The organism is Cypionkella sinensis (genome assembly GCF_042646385.1).
GTDB classification, from domain to species: Bacteria; Pseudomonadota; Alphaproteobacteria; order Rhodobacterales; family Rhodobacteraceae; genus Cypionkella; species Cypionkella sinensis.
This window is the reverse complement of record NZ_JBHRTO010000001.1, coordinates 3,010,232-3,026,051: the sequence shown is the minus strand read 5'-3', so window position 1 is coordinate 3,026,051 and position 15,820 is coordinate 3,010,232. Positions and strand designations below refer to the sequence as shown.

The 15,820-nt window shown below is 60.3% G+C and carries 14 protein-coding genes; 10 read left to right on the top strand and 4 right to left on the bottom strand.

What is annotated here, in order from left to right; genetic code table 11:
- Window positions 1-9 precede the first annotated feature (9 nt).
- Window positions 10-741, top strand: a complete 732-nt coding sequence (locus ACFOGH_RS14970) for a sulfotransferase-like domain-containing protein (protein ID WP_449249195.1) — start codon at window positions 10-12, stop codon at window positions 739-741.
- Here the strand turns inward: ACFOGH_RS14970 and ACFOGH_RS14965 are convergent.
- Both ACFOGH_RS14965 and ACFOGH_RS14960 read right to left on the bottom strand, forming a co-directional pair.
- Entirely contained in the window at window positions 738-2,273 is a 1,536-nt protein-coding gene (locus ACFOGH_RS14965; protein WP_380073879.1) for a cryptochrome/photolyase family protein, read from the bottom strand. The two genes, ACFOGH_RS14970 and ACFOGH_RS14965, sit on opposite strands and share 4 nt — an antisense overlap.
- A gap of 96 nt (window positions 2,274-2,369) precedes the next feature.
- A complete protein-coding gene (locus ACFOGH_RS14960; RefSeq protein WP_380073878.1) occupies window positions 2,370-3,605 on the bottom strand; it encodes an argininosuccinate synthase in 1,236 nt (411 codons plus the stop codon).
- A gap of 125 nt (window positions 3,606-3,730) precedes the next feature.
- Here ACFOGH_RS14960 and ACFOGH_RS14955 point away from each other — a divergent pair, with 125 nt between their 5' ends.
- Both ACFOGH_RS14955 and ilvA read left to right on the top strand, forming a co-directional pair.
- A complete protein-coding gene (locus ACFOGH_RS14955) occupies window positions 3,731-4,480 on the top strand; it encodes a hypothetical protein (RefSeq protein WP_380073877.1) in 750 nt (249 codons plus the stop codon).
- A gap of 36 nt (window positions 4,481-4,516) precedes the next feature.
- Window positions 4,517-5,764 (top strand): threonine ammonia-lyase IlvA, encoded by a 1,248-nt coding sequence (gene ilvA, locus ACFOGH_RS14950; protein ID WP_380073876.1) that lies wholly within the window; start codon window positions 4,517-4,519, stop codon window positions 5,762-5,764.
- Here ilvA and ACFOGH_RS14945 read toward each other — a convergent pair.
- Window positions 5,761-6,069 (bottom strand): Hpt domain-containing protein, encoded by a 309-nt coding sequence (locus ACFOGH_RS14945; RefSeq protein ID WP_380073875.1) that lies wholly within the window; start codon window positions 6,067-6,069, stop codon window positions 5,761-5,763. The genes ilvA and ACFOGH_RS14945 overlap by 4 nt on opposite strands.
- A 172-nt stretch (window positions 6,070-6,241) precedes the next feature.
- Between ACFOGH_RS14945 and ACFOGH_RS14940 the strand changes: the two genes are divergently transcribed.
- A complete protein-coding gene (locus ACFOGH_RS14940) occupies window positions 6,242-7,528 on the top strand; it encodes a PP2C family protein-serine/threonine phosphatase (protein WP_380073874.1) in 1,287 nt (428 codons plus the stop codon).
- Here the strand turns inward: ACFOGH_RS14940 and ACFOGH_RS14935 are convergent.
- Window positions 7,498-7,962 carry an NUDIX domain-containing protein gene (locus ACFOGH_RS14935; protein WP_380073873.1) on the bottom strand — a complete coding sequence of 155 codons (465 nt, stop codon included), beginning with the start codon at window positions 7,960-7,962 and terminating at the stop codon, window positions 7,498-7,500. The two genes, ACFOGH_RS14940 and ACFOGH_RS14935, sit on opposite strands and share 31 nt — an antisense overlap.
- A gap of 75 nt (window positions 7,963-8,037) precedes the next feature.
- Here ACFOGH_RS14935 and hslO point away from each other — a divergent pair, with 75 nt between their 5' ends.
- From hslO to ACFOGH_RS14905, 6 genes are read left to right on the top strand one after another with little or no spacing between them, the layout of a single operon-like run.
- Window positions 8,038-9,039: an Hsp33 family molecular chaperone HslO gene (gene hslO / locus ACFOGH_RS14930; protein ID WP_380073872.1), complete on the top strand. Its 1,002-nt coding sequence runs from the start codon at window positions 8,038-8,040 to the stop codon at window positions 9,037-9,039.
- Window positions 9,029-9,619 (top strand): CoA pyrophosphatase, encoded by a 591-nt coding sequence (locus ACFOGH_RS14925; RefSeq protein ID WP_380073871.1) that lies wholly within the window; start codon window positions 9,029-9,031, stop codon window positions 9,617-9,619. The genes hslO and ACFOGH_RS14925 overlap by 11 nt, the downstream gene beginning before the upstream one ends.
- Window positions 9,616-10,758: a CCA tRNA nucleotidyltransferase gene (locus tag ACFOGH_RS14920; protein ID WP_380073870.1), complete on the top strand. Its 1,143-nt coding sequence runs from the start codon at window positions 9,616-9,618 to the stop codon at window positions 10,756-10,758. The genes ACFOGH_RS14925 and ACFOGH_RS14920 overlap by 4 nt, the downstream gene beginning before the upstream one ends.
- 54 nt (window positions 10,759-10,812) lie before the next feature.
- Window positions 10,813-12,654, top strand: a complete 1,842-nt coding sequence (locus tag ACFOGH_RS14915) for an ABC transporter ATP-binding protein (protein WP_380073868.1) — start codon at window positions 10,813-10,815, stop codon at window positions 12,652-12,654.
- Entirely contained in the window at window positions 12,651-14,501 is a 1,851-nt protein-coding gene (locus ACFOGH_RS14910; protein ID WP_380073867.1) for an ABC transporter ATP-binding protein, read from the top strand. Before ACFOGH_RS14915 ends, ACFOGH_RS14910 begins: the two co-directional genes overlap by 4 nt.
- Complete coding sequence (locus ACFOGH_RS14905) at window positions 14,498-15,721, top strand: class I SAM-dependent RNA methyltransferase (RefSeq protein WP_380073866.1); 1,224 nt, start codon at window positions 14,498-14,500, stop codon at window positions 15,719-15,721. The genes ACFOGH_RS14910 and ACFOGH_RS14905 overlap by 4 nt, the downstream gene beginning before the upstream one ends.
- Window positions 15,722-15,820: the final 99 nt, after the last annotated feature.

Genomic DNA, 15,820 nt, shown 5'->3' with positions numbered 1-15,820 from the left:
AGTCGCGAAATGACGGGGGCTGCCAAACGCATTGCGATGTGGTCCGGCCCACGCAATCTGTCCACCGCAATGATGTACAGCTTTGCCGCGCGCGGCGATTGCACGGTATGGGACGAGCCGTTCTATTCGGCCTATCTGGAATACACCGGCATAGATCATCCGATGCGCGACGAGATTATCGCAGCGCACGAGCCTGACCCGGATGTGGTTGCCTCAATCTGCAAGGGCCCTGTGCCGGGGGGCAATGCGGTGTTTTACCAAAAGCATATGACGCTGCACATGATCCCGCAGTTTGATCGGCGCTGGATGCGGTCTTGCATCAATGTCTTTCTGATCCGGCATCCGGCACGTGTGATCGCCAGCTATGCCAAGAAACGCGAAGGCACCACTTTGGCGGATATCGGCTTTGTCCAGCAGGCGGAACTGTTTGACGAGGTGGCGGCGTGGTCGGGCAGCAATCCGGTGGTAATCGACAGCGACGACATCCGCGCCGACCCCGAAGGCATGTTGCGCAAGCTTTGCGATGCGATTGGGATCAGTTTCACCCGCAAGATGTTGCACTGGCCTGCCGGTGGCAATGAGGCCGACGGGGCCTGGGCGCCGCATTGGTATGCCGCGGTGCATCGCAGCACAGGGTTTGAAGGGGCAGAGGGGCCGTTGCCGAACCTGGGCGGCATCTATGCCGGACTGGCGGCGCAAGCTTTGCCGTATTACGAGAAATTGGCAGCGCTGAAGCTTTAGATCGCTGCGCCACTGTGCAGGGCGGCAAGCAGGTCTTCCGCCTCGGCCAGCACGGTGGCGCGGTGCGTCTCGGCCATCTTGTCCCAAGTGCGATACATCTGCGCCATTCGTGGATTTTTGGCGAAACGGTCACGGTGGCGGTCGAGAAACTGCCAGTAAAGCAGGTTGAACGGGCAGGCATCGGGCCCGGTGCGGTCTTTGACCTTATACGCACAGCTACCGCAATAGTCTGACATCCGGTCAATATAGGCCCCCGACGAGACATAGGGCTTCGAGCCCAACTGGCCACCACAGGCAAACTGGCTCATCCCGATGGTGTTCGGGGCCTCGACCCATTCGAAGGCGTCGATATAGACGGCCAGATACCATTCATGCACGAAAGCAGGATCTATTCCGGCCAGAAGTGCGAAGTTGCCTGTGATCATCAGGCGCTGAATGTGATGGGCATAGGCCAGATCACGGGTTTGGGCCACAGAGGCCTTCATGCAGGCCATCTTGGTTTTTCCGCCCCAATAGACGGCAGGCAGCTTTGCTTTGTGTTGAAGCGCGTTCCAAGTGGGGTACTCAGGCCCGTTCAGTGCCCAGATGCCACGCATATACTCGCGCCAACCGATGATCTGGCGAATGAATCCTTCAACTGCATTCAGCGGCGCGCGCCCGGCGTGGTATTCCGCCTCGGCGCGCTGGCAGACTTCAAGCGGCGAAAGCAGGCCCAGATTGATACAAGGAGACAGCAGCGAATGGCTGAGGAAGGGATCGTCCGTCAGCATCGCGTCTTGCTCATCGCCAAAGCGGGGCAGGCTGTGACTGATGAAATGGTCTAGCGCCTGCAAGGCTTGGGTGCGATCGGTAGGCCAGTGAAACGGGCGGAGTTTGCCGAAGTGCGACGCAAAACGGGTTTCCACCAAGTCCAATACGGCCTCGGTATCGGCATCGGGTGTAAAGCGGAGAGGTTTGGGCCTGAGCATATCTGGCTTCGCGGCCTTGCGGTTCTCGGGGTCGAAATTCCACTGGCCGCCAATCGGCTGCTCGCCATCCATCAGCAGGCCTGTCCGGCGGCGCATGTCGCGGTAAAACCACTCCATGCGCAGTTGCTTACGCTCGGCGGCCCAAGCGGTGAACACTTCGGCCGCGCAGATGAAGCGATCATCTGGAAGCATCGTCACCGTCAGCGGCACGGCCTCTAGCTCTTGTAGCAGACGCCAATCACCGGGGGTCGTAACGACCAGCTGATCAGAACTATACTCGGCGGCACGGCGCAGGATCTCGGTGGGTAGGGATGGCCCCGTTTCTGGATCATCCAGCCGCGAATAGGCCACGGCGTAACCCTGCTCTGTCAATTGGCGCGCAAACTTGCGCATCGCCGTCAATACCAGCGCAATCTTTTGCGGGTGATGGGGGACGGCTGTCGATTCGGCCATCACTTCGGCCATCACAACGATGTCGCGGGCAGGGTCAGCGGCGCGCAGACCTGCAAGACTGTCGGTCAACTGATCGCCCAGCACAAGGATAAGACGGGGTTTCTGAGTCATTCGCGACAGATAGCGCGGGGTGGTTGAAAGTCAGGTCTTCAACAAATGAAAACGGCGGGCCAATGCGACCCGCCGTTTAAGAACGTTCTGAAAAGCTTACTTCGCAACCCGTGCGTTGCGGCTGGCGATCAGGCGCAGACGCAGGGCGTTCAGGCGGATGAAGCCTTCGGCGTCTTTCTGATCGTAAGCGCCTGCGTCTTCTTCGAAGGTGACGTGCTTTTCAGAATAAAGCGAGTGTTCCGACCAGCGTGCCACAGTGCGGGCCGAGCCTTTGTACAGCTTGACGCGGACGGTGCCGGTGACGTGTTCCTGCGTATGGTCGATCAGGGCTTGCAGCGCCTCACGCTCGGGCGAGAACCAGAAGCCATTATAGATCAGTTCAGCATAGCGCGGCATGATGCTGTCTTTCAAATGACCCGCACCTGCATCCAGCGTGATCTGTTCGATGCCGCGATGGGCTTCCAACAGGATGGTTCCGCCGGGGGTTTCATAGAGACCGCGTGACTTCATGCCAACGAAGCGGTTTTCCACGAGATCCAACAGACCCACGCCATGCTTGCCGCCGATGTCGTTCAGACGGGCAAGGATAGTGGCGGGCGAAAGGGCTTCGCCGTTGATAGAAACCGCATCGCCGCGCTCAAAGCCGATTTCAACATATTCCGGGGTGTCGGGGGCTTTTTCCACCGGAGTCACGCGCTGATAAACGAACTCGGGGGCTTCTTCGGCCGGATTCTCCAGCACTTTGCCTTCGGATGAGGTGTGCAGCAAGTTGGCATCAACGCTGAACGGAGCCTCGCCGCGTTTGTCCTTTGCAATCGGAATCTGGTTGGCTTCGGCAAACTCCAACAGCTTGGTGCGGCTGGTCAGATCCCACAGCCGCCACGGCGCGATTACTTTGATGGCAGGATCCAGTGCTGCGGCGGAAAGTTCGAAGCGCACCTGATCGTTGCCCTTGCCGGTTGCACCATGCGCCACGGCATCTGCGCCAGTTTCATGTGCGATACGCACCAAATGCTGCGAAATCAGCGGGCGGGCGATCGAGGTGCCGAGCAGGTAGAGGCCTTCATACAAGGCATTTGCCCGGAACATCGGGAACACGAAATCGCGCACGAATTCTTCACGCACGTCAACGATGTGGATGTTTTCTTCCTTGATCCCCATCAGCAGAGCCTTCTTGCGCGCAGGCTCCAGTTCCTCGCCCTGCCCCAGATCGGCGGTGAACGTCACCACCTCGCAGCCATATTCGGTTTGCAGCCATTTCAGGATGATCGAGGTATCCAAACCGCCAGAATAGGCGAGGACGACTTTCTTGGGGGCGAGTTTGGCGGACATGTGGCGTCTCCGATGCGGGTTTCGCCCGCGATTAAAGGGAAATCGGGGCGAGGGCAAGCGGCGCGGTTGACAGGGGGGGAATGCGGTGAATCATTGCGGGATTGGTGGAATTTATGGAGGGCTCGATGAAGGGCGTACAGATTTTCTCTCATTCATTGCGGCAAGTGATGGATAACCTTGGCCCGGCACTGAAAGTGTCGGGGGTGCTGTATCTGATACAGGTGGGGATCACCATGCTGCTGGGATATGCCATGGCCTCTGCCGGGATGGGCATGATGGGCGGTGGCGTAGGACTGGGCGTGGTGCTGGTATTGGTGGTGACGCTGATCACCGGGATCTGGATCGCCGTTGCGTGGCATCGCTATGTGCTGCTGGGCGAAGAACCTGCGGGCGTGGTGCCGCCGTTCATGGGCGAGAAGATGGGACAATACTTCATCAAATCGCTGTTGATTGGCTTGGCCCTGATCGTGGTGGGGATGGTGCTTGGCATGATCATCGGCACGCTGTTCGGGCGCCTGATGATGGCAGGCCCGCTGCTTGCCATGCTGCTGATGGCAATCATGGTGCAAGTGCCGATGATCTTTCTGGGCATGCGGCTGTCCGCAGCGCTTCCAGGCACGGCCCTGGGCAACAACCTGCCGTTTCTCGCGGGCTGGCAGGCGACCGAGGGCGAATGGCGGCCATTGCTGCAACTTTCGGTGCTGATGGCCTTGGCGCTGTGGGTGGTGAACATGATCAGTTGGTTCGTATTTGGCGGCTTTGGTCTGCTGGCGAATATCTGGCAAGTGATCGCGGGTTGGCCCGTCACCATGGTTGGGCTTTCGATCCTGACCACGCTTTACGGGCATTACATTGAAAAGCGCCCACTGGTCTGACTTGCTTTTCCACGCCGGGCGGGCGTAATCGGAAGCATGAACGATTTTCCTGATGCCGCCCGCCAATCTACCCGTGCCCTGCGCGAGTTGTTCCCGCGCACGCCGTTGCAGCGCAATGACTATCTGTCGCGCCGCTATAGCGCCGAGATTTGGCTGAAGCGCGAGGATTTGTCCCCGGTGCGCAGCTACAAACTGCGCGGGGCATTCACGGCGATGCGCAAAGTGCGGGCTTCCAATCCGTCGCAGACCGCATTTGTTTGCGCTTCGGCGGGCAATCATGCGCAAGGGGTGGCTTTTGCCTGCAAGCACTTCGGGGTAAAGGGCACGATCTTCATGCCGGTGACGACACCGCAGCAGAAGATCGACAAGACCCGCGCCTTTGGCGGCGATGCGGTGCGGATCGTGCTGACAGGGGATTATTTCGATCAGACTCTGACGGCGTCGCAGAAGTTTTGCGCCGAGCAGGGCGCGCATTTTCTGTCGCCGTTTGATGATGAGGATGTGATCGAGGGCCAAGCCTCGGTCGCGGTGGAAATGCTGGAACAGTTGGGCCGCGCGCCTGATCTGGTGGTGCTGCCGGTGGGCGGTGGCGGCCTTGCCTCGGGCGTCACGCGGTTTTTGCGGGCCGAGGCACCGCAAACGCAGTACCGGTTTGTTGAACCAGTGGGCGGTGCCAGTCTGACAGCGGCATTGGCGGCGCAAGAGCCGGTGAAGCTGCGCACGATCAACAGTTTCGTTGATGGTGCGGCGGTGGCGCGGCTGGGTGACAAGACGTTTGCGGCGCTGTCTTGGGTGAAGCCTGCCGAGGTGCTGCTGGCACCGGAAGACCGCATTTGCGTGACGATGCTGGAGATGCTGAACGTGGAAGGCATCGTTCTGGAACCCGCGGGCGCGCTATCCGTTGATGTGTTGCAAGATTTGGCAGACGATATCGCTGGAAAGACAGTGGTTTGCGTAACTTCTGGCGGGAATTTTGATTTTGAGCGTTTGCCGGAAGTGAAAGAGCGGGCGCAGCGCTATTCCGGTGTGAAGAAATACTTCATCCTGCGGATGCCGCAGCGCCCCGGTGCGTTGAAAGAGTTTCTGGGCATGCTTGGCCCAGATGACGATATCGCGCGGTTTGAGTACCTGAAAAAGTCGGCACGCAACTTCGGCTCGGTGTTGATCGGGATTGAAACCAGCCAGGCTGCAAATTTCAAAAACCTGTTTGATCAGTTGGACGCCGCCGCATTTACCTACCGCGACATCACCAATGACGAGATTCTGGCAGAGTTTCTGATCTAGGCAGCACTGGCGCTTTGCCCCGCGAAAAGCGCCGCTTTCGACGCTTGATAGCTGCTGCAAAGCTGCGCCAGATCAACAGCGGTATCGCCACCAGCTGCGCGACGCTCACCTTCTTGGCAGAAGGCTGCGAATTGCGCGAAGCCAAGATTCAACGCAGCACCCTTCAGAAAGTGCAGATCGGCCTCGAGTGCCTTGGCACCTGCGGTTTTGGAAATTCGCCCGATCACCTCATCCGCTTCTTCCAGAAACAGCGCGACGACTTCGGCGAAATCATCATCGCCAATTTCTGAACGAAGATCATTCACCCTATCCCACGCGATCACATCACACCCGCCTTTCGCCACCCATGGCAGCAGATTGCGCGGCATCCCTTAACAATCGGTAACTGCTAACAGCCGGAATAGGCACAGTTTTAAGTTTCACTCGCCGTTAAGAGGTTGGGTGCAGACAGGACAAAACCAGTGTTGAGGCGCGATTGTGAAACCTGATCTTCTTTCCTTGAATGTGGCAGCCCGCAGGCCCAGCGCCTTTGCGGCGCGGCCTGTCTTGGTGGTGGATGACAGCAAGGCACAGCGCAAGATTCTGCAAATGCAACTGACGCGCTGGGGCTATCAGGTGACGGAAGCGGCCTCGGGGGATGAGGCGCTGGCCCTGTGTCTGGCGCAGGATTTTGACATCGTGCTGTCAGACTGGATGATGCCGGGGATGAGCGGGCTGGAATTTTGCAAGGCTTTTCGGGCCCTTCCACGAGAAGGTTATGGCTATTTCATCCTGCTGACCTCGAAATCGGAAAAGGCCGAAATCGCCGATGGACTGGACAATGGCGCGGATGATTTTCTGACCAAGCCAGTCAGTTCTGATGAGTTGCGCGCCCGACTACGGGCAGGCGAACGTATTCTGGGGATGCAGGACGAGTTGGTTGAAAAGAACCGTCTGATCGGTAGCACGTTGCAAAAGCTGCAAGAGCTTTATGATTCGCTGGATCGTGACCTGATTGAGGCCCGCAAGCTGCAACAAACCTTGGTCCGGGATCGGTTGCGCGATTTTGGCGCGGGCAAAGCGGCGTTGATGTTGCGGCCTTCGGGCCATGTCGGCGGCGATCTGGTCGGCAGCTTTGTGATCAACCCGCATCGAATCGTGGTCTATTCGGTCGATGTCTCGGGGCATGGCGTTGCCTCGGCGATGATGACCGCGCGGTTGGCAGGGCTGCTGTCGGGTGCGTCACCCGAACAGAATATTGCGCTGAAAACCGCAGCCGACGGCGCGCGTGATGCCTGGCCGCCCGCCATCGTCGCCGGCCGGTTGAACCGCATGATGCTGGAAGAGTTGCAGGTCGATCAGTATTTCACGCTCTGCTATGCCGAGATCAACCTTGAAACCGGGCTGGCGACACTGGTGCAGGCAGGCCATCCGCACCCGCTAGTGCTGCGGGCTCATGGGGCGATTGAACGTCTGGGCGATGGCGGCCTGCCGATCGGGCTGATTGAGGGCGCGGATTACCCGCAGACCAGTGTCAGCCTGCAACCGGGTGATCGGCTGTTTCTGGTTTCGGATGGCGTGACGGAATGTCCAAATCCGCAGGGTGAGGAATTGGGCAGCGAAGGCCTGATCAGAATATTGAAGCATAACAGTGTATTGCACAGCCAAGACCTGCTGGAAGCGCTGCTGTGGGATCTGAACACCTTTTCGGGTGGCGGCGTATTCCCGGACGATGTCTCGGGGTTGATCTTTGATTACCTTGGCCCTGCGCCCGATTCCAGTTGACGCAGCGCCCGCCCTAGCATGGCGCGGTCGCCCGGATTGCCCAACAGACGCAAACCCATTTCGGGCGCCATCCAAACCGCCTGATGCCCCGGCTCGGTGGGCGGGCCAATGCGCAAACCGGGGCGCGCAAGGTAGACGGTGCAGATCTTTTCTGCCCAAAGGTCGTATTCCGGCATGAAGGTAAAGCGCCGGAACGCGCCCAAGCGGCGGACGCCCGCGATGTGATAGCCGGTTTCCTCCATCACCTCGCGGTGCAGGGCAGCGATGGGATGTTCGCCCTTGTCGATACCGCCGCCCGGAAGTTGGTATTCCGGCACAGGCTCGGCCTGAAACGTGGTCAGGATTGCGCCGCGATCCCACAATACGGCATAAACCCCCGGCCTGCGGGTATAGCGGTGGCCCGGTTCTGGGCTGTTTCCATAGCGTTTGATCATGCCTGCCCCTTGGGTGCGCGGTTGCTCTGCCTATATAGGCGCGGTATGCCAAGCTTGGCACGTTTAGGAAACCCCATGACCTCTCCTCTGCAAATCGCTTGGGACGATACCGTCCTGCCCTTTCAACTTGACCGCTCCGCGATTCGCGGCCGCGTCGCGCGGCTGGATGGCGCGTTGGATGCGGTGCTGAAACAGCACAATTACCCACCCGTGATCGAGGCTTTGGTGGCCGAGGCCGCCGTGCTGACCGCGCTGATCGGGCAATCGGTGAAACTGCGCTGGAAACTGAGCCTGCAAATTCGCGGCAAAGGTCCAGCACGGCTGATTGCCACTGATTATTATGGCCCGTCTGAAGATGGCGAGCCTGCACGCATCCGTGCCTATGCCAGCTACGATGCCGAGCGGCTGGATCTGAATGCCAATCCGTTCAGCCAGATCGGTGAGGGATATTTTGCGGTGATGATTGATCAGGGGCAGGATATGCAGCCCTATCAAGGCTTTACCCCGATTGCGGGCAAATCCCTGTCGGATTGCGCGCAAACCTACTTCGCACAGTCCGAACAGATCCCGACCCGATTCGCGCTGACCTTCGGCAAAAACCAGATGCCCGGTGGCACTGCGCATTGGCGCGCGGGCGGGGTGATGTTGCAGCATATGCCCGCCGTGGGCGGTGCGGTCGCGGCTGAGGCGGGCTCGGGCGAGGGTGGTTTGCTGAGCCATGCCGATATTCTGGCGGGCGAAGAAGCGGAAAACTGGACGCGGGCCAATGCTTTGCTGGATACCGTCGAAGAGATCGAGTTGATCGGGCCGACCGTTGCGCCGACTGATCTGCTGGTGCGGCTGTTCCACGAGGAAGACCCGCGGGTGTTCGATGCCCAAGTGGTGCATTTCGGCTGTTCCTGCTCGCCCGATAAGGTGGTTCAGGCGATGTCGATTTATTCTGCGAAGGATATCAAACACATGACCACGCCAGAGGGTGTGGTGACGGCGGATTGTCAGTTCTGCGGCAAGCATTACGAATTCGATCCGGCGACGCTGGGCTTTGAAGCTACGAAAGCGCCGGGTGATGCGGGATGACATCGCCCGCCTGACAGAAGCGCTCGCCCGTCCTGCGGGCGAGTCGTCGGATTTTGACTTGAACCCGGTGCTGCTGCCCGACAGCCGGATTTTGCGGCCCGCAGCGGTGTTGGTGGCTGTTTGGCTGCGGCCCGAAGGCGCGCGACTGATCCTGACCAAGCGTGCTTCGCATCTGAAGCACCATCCCGGGCAGATCGCGTTTCCGGGCGGCAAGGTGGATGCCGAAGACCCTGGGCCAGAGGCGGCAGCGCTGCGCGAGGCTTGGGAAGAAATCGGCCTGCCGCCCGAAAAGGTGCAGGTTTTGGGCCGCCTGCCCTGCCATGAAACGGTGACGAATTACCTGATCACGCCCATTCTGGGCCTTGTTCGAGACGATTTTACTATACGCCCCGAGGCGGGCGAGGTGGATGAGGTTTTCACGGTGCCGCTGTCGCATGTGCTGGACTGTGGGCGTTTTGTGATCGAAGGACGGGTGTGGAAGGGCCAGCCGCGCCGCTATTTTGCGGTACCTTACGGACCCTATTATATTTGGGGCGCTACGGCGCGGATTTTGCGCAATCTGGCCGAGATGACGGCATGAAGATTTCGGGCGATTGGATCACGCATCCGGGCACGCAGGCGCTTTGCGCGGCTTTGGCGCAAGCGGGGCATCAGGCGCTGTTCGTTGGCGGCTGCGTGCGCAATGCGCTGATGGGTCTCGCAATTGCGGATATTGATATTGCGACGGATGCACGGCCAGAAATTGTCTCTGACATTGCCGAAAAGGCTGGGTTTCGGGTGGTGCCGACCGGCATCGAGCATGGCACTGTGACAGTGATTGCCCATGGTGTTGCGCACGAGGTGACGACGTTTCGGCGCGATGTGGAAACGGATGGCCGGCGTGCGGTGGTGGCGTTTTCAACCGATGTGGTCGAGGATGCGGCGCGGCGCGATTTCACAATGAACGCGCTTTATGCGCGGGCGGATGGCACAGTTCTGGACCCTTTGGGCGGGCTGGACGACCTGCTGGCGCGGAGGGTGCGGTTTGTCGGCGAAGCAGAGGCGCGGATTCGGGAAGATTACCTGCGTATCCTGCGATTTTTCCGATTTTTCGCGGTCTATGGCGACCCTTCGGCCGGTATTGATGCCGAGGGGCTCGCGGCTTGTGCAGGCAATGCTGACGGAATCTACGGGCTTTCGCGGGAACGCATCGGCGCCGAGATGCGCAAACTTCTGGGCGCGCGCGACCCTGCACCAGCGATCGCGGCGATGACGCAAACGGGCATTCTGGCGCGGGTTTTGCCGGGATCAGACGCCAAGGCCTTGGCGGTTCTGCTGCATCTGGAGGGCGATGAGCCGCCGCGCTGGCAGCAACGTTTGGCCGTGTTGGGGGGCATTGATCCAAGCGGTGCGTTGCGGCTTTCACGGGCAGAAACAGGCTCTAATATCGCGGTTAGAGATGAAATTGGCTCGGGGCTTTCCCCGGCTGCTTTGGCGTGGAAGCTGGGGGCAAAGGATGGGCGCGATGTGGTGCTGTGCCGTGCCGCGCTGTTTGAAACCCCGCCCCCGCCCAACTGGCAAGCCGAGATCGCGCGCGGGGCCGCCGCCGTGTTCCCGGTAAATGCTGCCGATCTGATGCCCGCACTGCAAGGCGCGGCTTTGGGCAAAAAACTGCGAGAAATTCAGGCGCGCTGGCTTGCCTCTGACCTTTATCTGCGCAAATCTGACCTGCTGGCGTAGGGTTCCCCTCGCCCCCCTTCGCTCTAGATGCCAAGGGCAACGCACGAGATCATCATGTTCAAGTTCTTCGAGGGTCTTGTTGACCCCTATGCCGCCTACACGCAAACCGACACGCCGCCACGCAAGCTGTGGCCATTTTTGCGCGACTATGTGCGGCCATTCAAAGGGGTTTTCGCGGTTACGGCGCTGGTGGCGACGGCGAATTCTGCGTTCGATGTTGGGCTGATCTGGTATGTCGGGCGGCTGGTGGATCTGCTGGCGCAGGGTCAGCCTGCGGCGGTCTGGGCCAGCCATGGCACGGAAATTATCCTTGTGGCGCTGGCGGTTCTGATCTTGCGGCCCGCGATTGGCGGCACTGGGGTTGCGCTACTGCACAACACCATTTTGCCGAATTTCGGCACGATGATGCGGTGGCGGGCGCATCGGCATGTGCTGCGGCAACCCGTGGGCTGGTTTGAAAGCGATTTTGCCGGGCGGATTGCCAACCGGATCATGCAAGCGCCACCTGCGGCGGGTGAGGCGGTGTTTCAAACTTTTGACGCGGTGGCCTTTGCCTCGACCACGCTGGTGGGAGCGGCGATCATGCTGGCGGGGGCTGATGTGCGCCTTCTGCTGCCGCTGGTGTTGTGGTTTGCGGGCTATGTGGCGCTGATGCGTTGGACCATCCGGCGCGCAGGGCCAGCCTCGACCGCGAGTTCCGAGGCGCGCTCGGCTGTGACGGGACGGGTGGTGGATGCTTATGCCAACATCCACTCGGTCAAGCTTTTTGCGCATCACGATCTGGAGGAAGCCTACGGCAAACAGGCGATTGAACGCGCGCGGCAGACGTTTTTCACCGAAATGCGCGTTGTCACCAAGATGGATATCATTCTGACCGTGTTGAACGGGCTGCTGATCGTGGCGGTGACGGGATGGGCGATGTGGCTTTGGTATCAAAGCCTTGCCAGCGTTGGCACGGTGGCGGCGGCGGTGACTTTGGTGCTGCGGTTGAACAACATGACCTATTGGATCATGTGGGCGACGACCAATCTGGTGCAGAACCTTGGCACGGTGCAGGAGGGGATGCAGACGATCACCCAGCCGATTTCTCTGGTGGATCGGCCAGATGCGGGCGCGTTGGACTTCCGGCAGGGGCGGGTGCAGATTGAAGGCGTTTCGCACCATTATGGCCGCGGCTCGGGCGGGTTGGACCGTATTTCTCTGGATGTGAAGCCGGGAGAGAAGATTGGGGTTGTTGGCCGCTCAGGCGCCGGGAAGTCAACTTTGGTGAAGCTTATGCTGCGGTTTTACGATGCCGAGGCGGGGCGGATTCTGATCGACGGGCAGGATATTGCGCAGGTCACGCAGGATTCGGTGCGCAGGCGCATTGGCATGGTTGCGCAAGACAGCAGTTTGCTGCACCGGTCGGTGCGCGAAAACATCCTGTATGGGCGGCCCGACGCGACCGAAGCGCAGATGATTGCGGCGGCGAAACAGGCCGATGCGCACGAATTTATCCTGACTCTGCAAGACCCTGAGGGGCGCGTGGGCTATGACGCGCATGTCGGCGAGCGCGGGGTCAAGCTTTCGGGCGGGCAGCGGCAGCGGGTGGCGTTGGCGCGGGTGATCCTCAAGGATGCGCCGATTCTGATCTTGGATGAGGCAACGAGTGCACTGGATTCCGAAGCCGAGGCCGCAATTCAAGAGGCACTGTTCGGCGTGATGCAGGGCAAAACGGTGATCGCGATTGCGCACAGGCTTTCGACCATCGCGGCGATGGACCGGATTGTGGTGCTGGAAGATGGCCGGATTGCCGAAGCGGGAAGTCATGCGGAACTTTTGCAGGCGAACGGGCTTTACGCTCGGTTCTGGGCGCGGCAGTCGGGCGGGTTCATTGGTTTGGAGACGGAAGAATGAGATTTTATCCGACGATCAAACCATTCCGGCCTGCGGCCACCAACCCGCCCACGACCACCTGGAGATTTTTCCGTTGGGCGCTGCAAGGGGCTTGGCCGGGAATTCTGTGGGCAACATTGTGGTCGGCAGCTTCAGGGTCGATGGAAGCGATCTCGGCGACGCTGCTCGGCGATGTGATTGACGTGGCCAACAGCGCCAATCCGGCGACGGTGTTCAGCGATCATATCTGGCTGTTCGTGGCGTTCGTCGGGCTTTATCTGGTCGCGCGCCCGTTGATCTTTGGCCTGACCACCCATGCGGCCTCTATCGTTGTGGAACCAAACCTGTTCCCACTGATCCTGTCGCGGATGCATCGCTGGACCTTGGGGCAAGCGGTGACGTTTTTCGACAACGATTTCGCGGGACGGATCGCGCAAAAGCAGATGCAGGTGGCGCGGGCGGCGACGGATGTGGTGTCAGGCAGTATTGAAACCATGGCGTTTTCGCTGGCGTCGGTGATCGGGTCAGTCGCGCTGTTGTCCACGATCAACGCCTGGGTGTCGCTGCTGCTGGTGGGTTGGATTGCGGCCTATATCCTGTTCATCAAGGGGTTTCTGAAGAAGGTGCGCGGCGCTTCGGCATCGCGGGCGGCGGCGCGGGCGATGGTAACGGGGCAGATCGTTGATACCGTCACCAATATGAAGACCGTCAAGCTGTTTGCCCATGCGCGGCACGAAGATGGTGTAGCGCTAGAGGCGATGAACGGCTTTCGCGACAAGGCGATTGAGTATGGCGTTATTTCCAGTTGGTTCCGACTCAGCCTGATGGCCTTGGCCGGGGTGCTGCCCGTGCTGCTGGTGGGCGCAACGGTTTGGCTGTGGACCAAGGGCGGGGCGACGGCTGGGGATATTGCGGCGGCTGGGGCCATTGCCTTCCGTCTGGCTCAGATGACTGGCTGGGTGTCGTTCAGCCTGATGTCGGTGTTTGGCAATCTGGGTGAGGTTGAGGATGGCGTGAAAACCTTGACGCCGCCCTACACGCTGAACGATGCCCCGGACGCGGTGGAAATGCCGCGCGTGCGCGGTGAGGTCAGCATGGAGCATGTGACCTTTGCCTATGGTCGGCGAACCGAGGACGGGCGCGGCGGGGTGGATGATCTGAACCTGACGATCAAGGCGGGCGAAAAGATCGGTATCGTCGGGGCCTCGGGTGCGGGGAAATCGACCTTGGTGGCGCTGCTGTTGCGGCTCTATGATGCCGAAAAAGGCCGGGTTTTGATTGATGGCATGGATGTGCGGGCGGTGACGCAGGAAAGCTTGCGGCGGCAGATCGGCATGGTCACGCAAGAAACCGCGATGTTCAACCGCACCGCGCGCGAGAACATCATGTATGGCAACCCAGACGCCACCGAAGAGATGATGATCGCCGCTGCCAAACAGGCCGAGGCGCATGATTTCATCCTGAATCTGCGCGATTTTGCCGGGCGCAAGGGCTACGATGCCTATCTTGGCGAGCGTGGTGTGAAGCTGTCAGGCGGGCAGCGCCAGCGCATTGCCCTCGCACGGGCCTTTCTGAAAGACGCGCCGATTCTGGTGCTGGATGAGGCAACCTCGGCGCTGGATTCGGAAGTTGAGGCCAGCATTCAGGATGCACTGACGCAAGTGATGCGGGGCAAAACGGTGCTGGCGATTGCGCACCGGCTTTCGACGATTGCCGAGATGGACCGGATTGTGGTGCTTGACGCGGGCCGCGTTGTGGAACAGGGCAGCCATGCGGAATTGCTGGCGTTGGGCGGGCTTTACGCGCGCTATTGGAATCGCCAATCGGGCGGCTTCATCGGCACCGAGGACAAGGAAGCGGCAGAGTGAAAGTAACCATCGAACGGCTGGGGCATTTGGGCGACGGAATCGCGCAGGGGCCAACGGGTGCAATCTATGTGCCCGGAATGTTGCCGGGCGAGGAAGTGGAAGGTGAATTGCAGGGCGATACGCTGGTGCAGACCCGTATCGTTACGCCTTCAGCCAACCGGGTGAAACCGCCTTGCGCCCATGCGCGCACCTGCGGCGGGTGCTTGATGCAACACGCCTCTGATGGCTTTGTGGCTGATTGGAAGCTGGGGATTGTGAAGGGCGCTTTGGCCGGGCAGGGATTGGAGGCGAGCTTTCGGCCGATCCTGACCTCGCCGCCGAACTCGCGGCGCAGGGCAACGATTGCGGCGCGGCGGACGAAAAACGGCGCGCTGATGGGGTTTCATGCGCGGGCCTCGGATACTTTGGTTGATGTGCCGCATTGCCAGTTGCTGCATCCCGATCTGATGGCGGCGTTTCCCGGCCTGCAGGCCTTGGTCAAGCTGGGCGGCTCGCGCACGGCAGAGGTTTCGCTGACCGTCACACGCTCTATTTCCGGCGCGGATGTCATGGTGACGGGTGGCAAGGATCTAGATGCGCAGTTGCAGTTGGAACTCGCGCGGGTGACGGAAACCTATGGCTTTGCAAGGCTGACGTGGAACGGCGATACGGTGGCATTGCGGACATCACCGATGCAACGCTTTGGCCGCGCTTTGGTATCGCCGCCGCCGGGGGCATTCTTGCAGGCAACCATCGAGGGCGAAACAGCACTGCTCCGCTCGGTCGCGCTGGCGATTGGCTCGGCCAAGAAAATCGTCGATCTGTTTGCGGGCGTCGGCACCTTTGCTTTGCCGTTGGCGGAGCGTGCCGAGGTTCATGCTGTGGAAGGCGAGGCTGCTATGACGGCAGCGCTGGAAAAGGCCGCCCACAATACAGAAGGTCTGAAACGCGTAACCGTAGAAACTCGCGATCTGTTCCGCCGGCCGTTGGAAGATGATGAGTTCAAAGGCGTCGAGGCCGTGGTCATCGACCCGCCGCGTGCAGGAGCCGAGGCGCAGATGGCAGTTCTGGCGCGCAGCAAGGTTCCGGTGATCGCATCGGTGTCGTGCAACCCGATCAGCTTTGCCCGCGACGCCAAGGTGTTGATTGCAGGGGGATATCATCTGGATTGGGTGCAGGTGGTGGACCAGTTCCGCTGGTCGTCGCATGTCGAGTTGGTGGCCCGGTTCAGCCGCGCCTGAGAGCCGTTGAAAAAAGCGTGAACGGTTGTGCCCCAACGCAGACTAGGCAACCGCCGGTTTTTTCGATATGCGCAAATCAAAACAAGATAATGAGCGGGC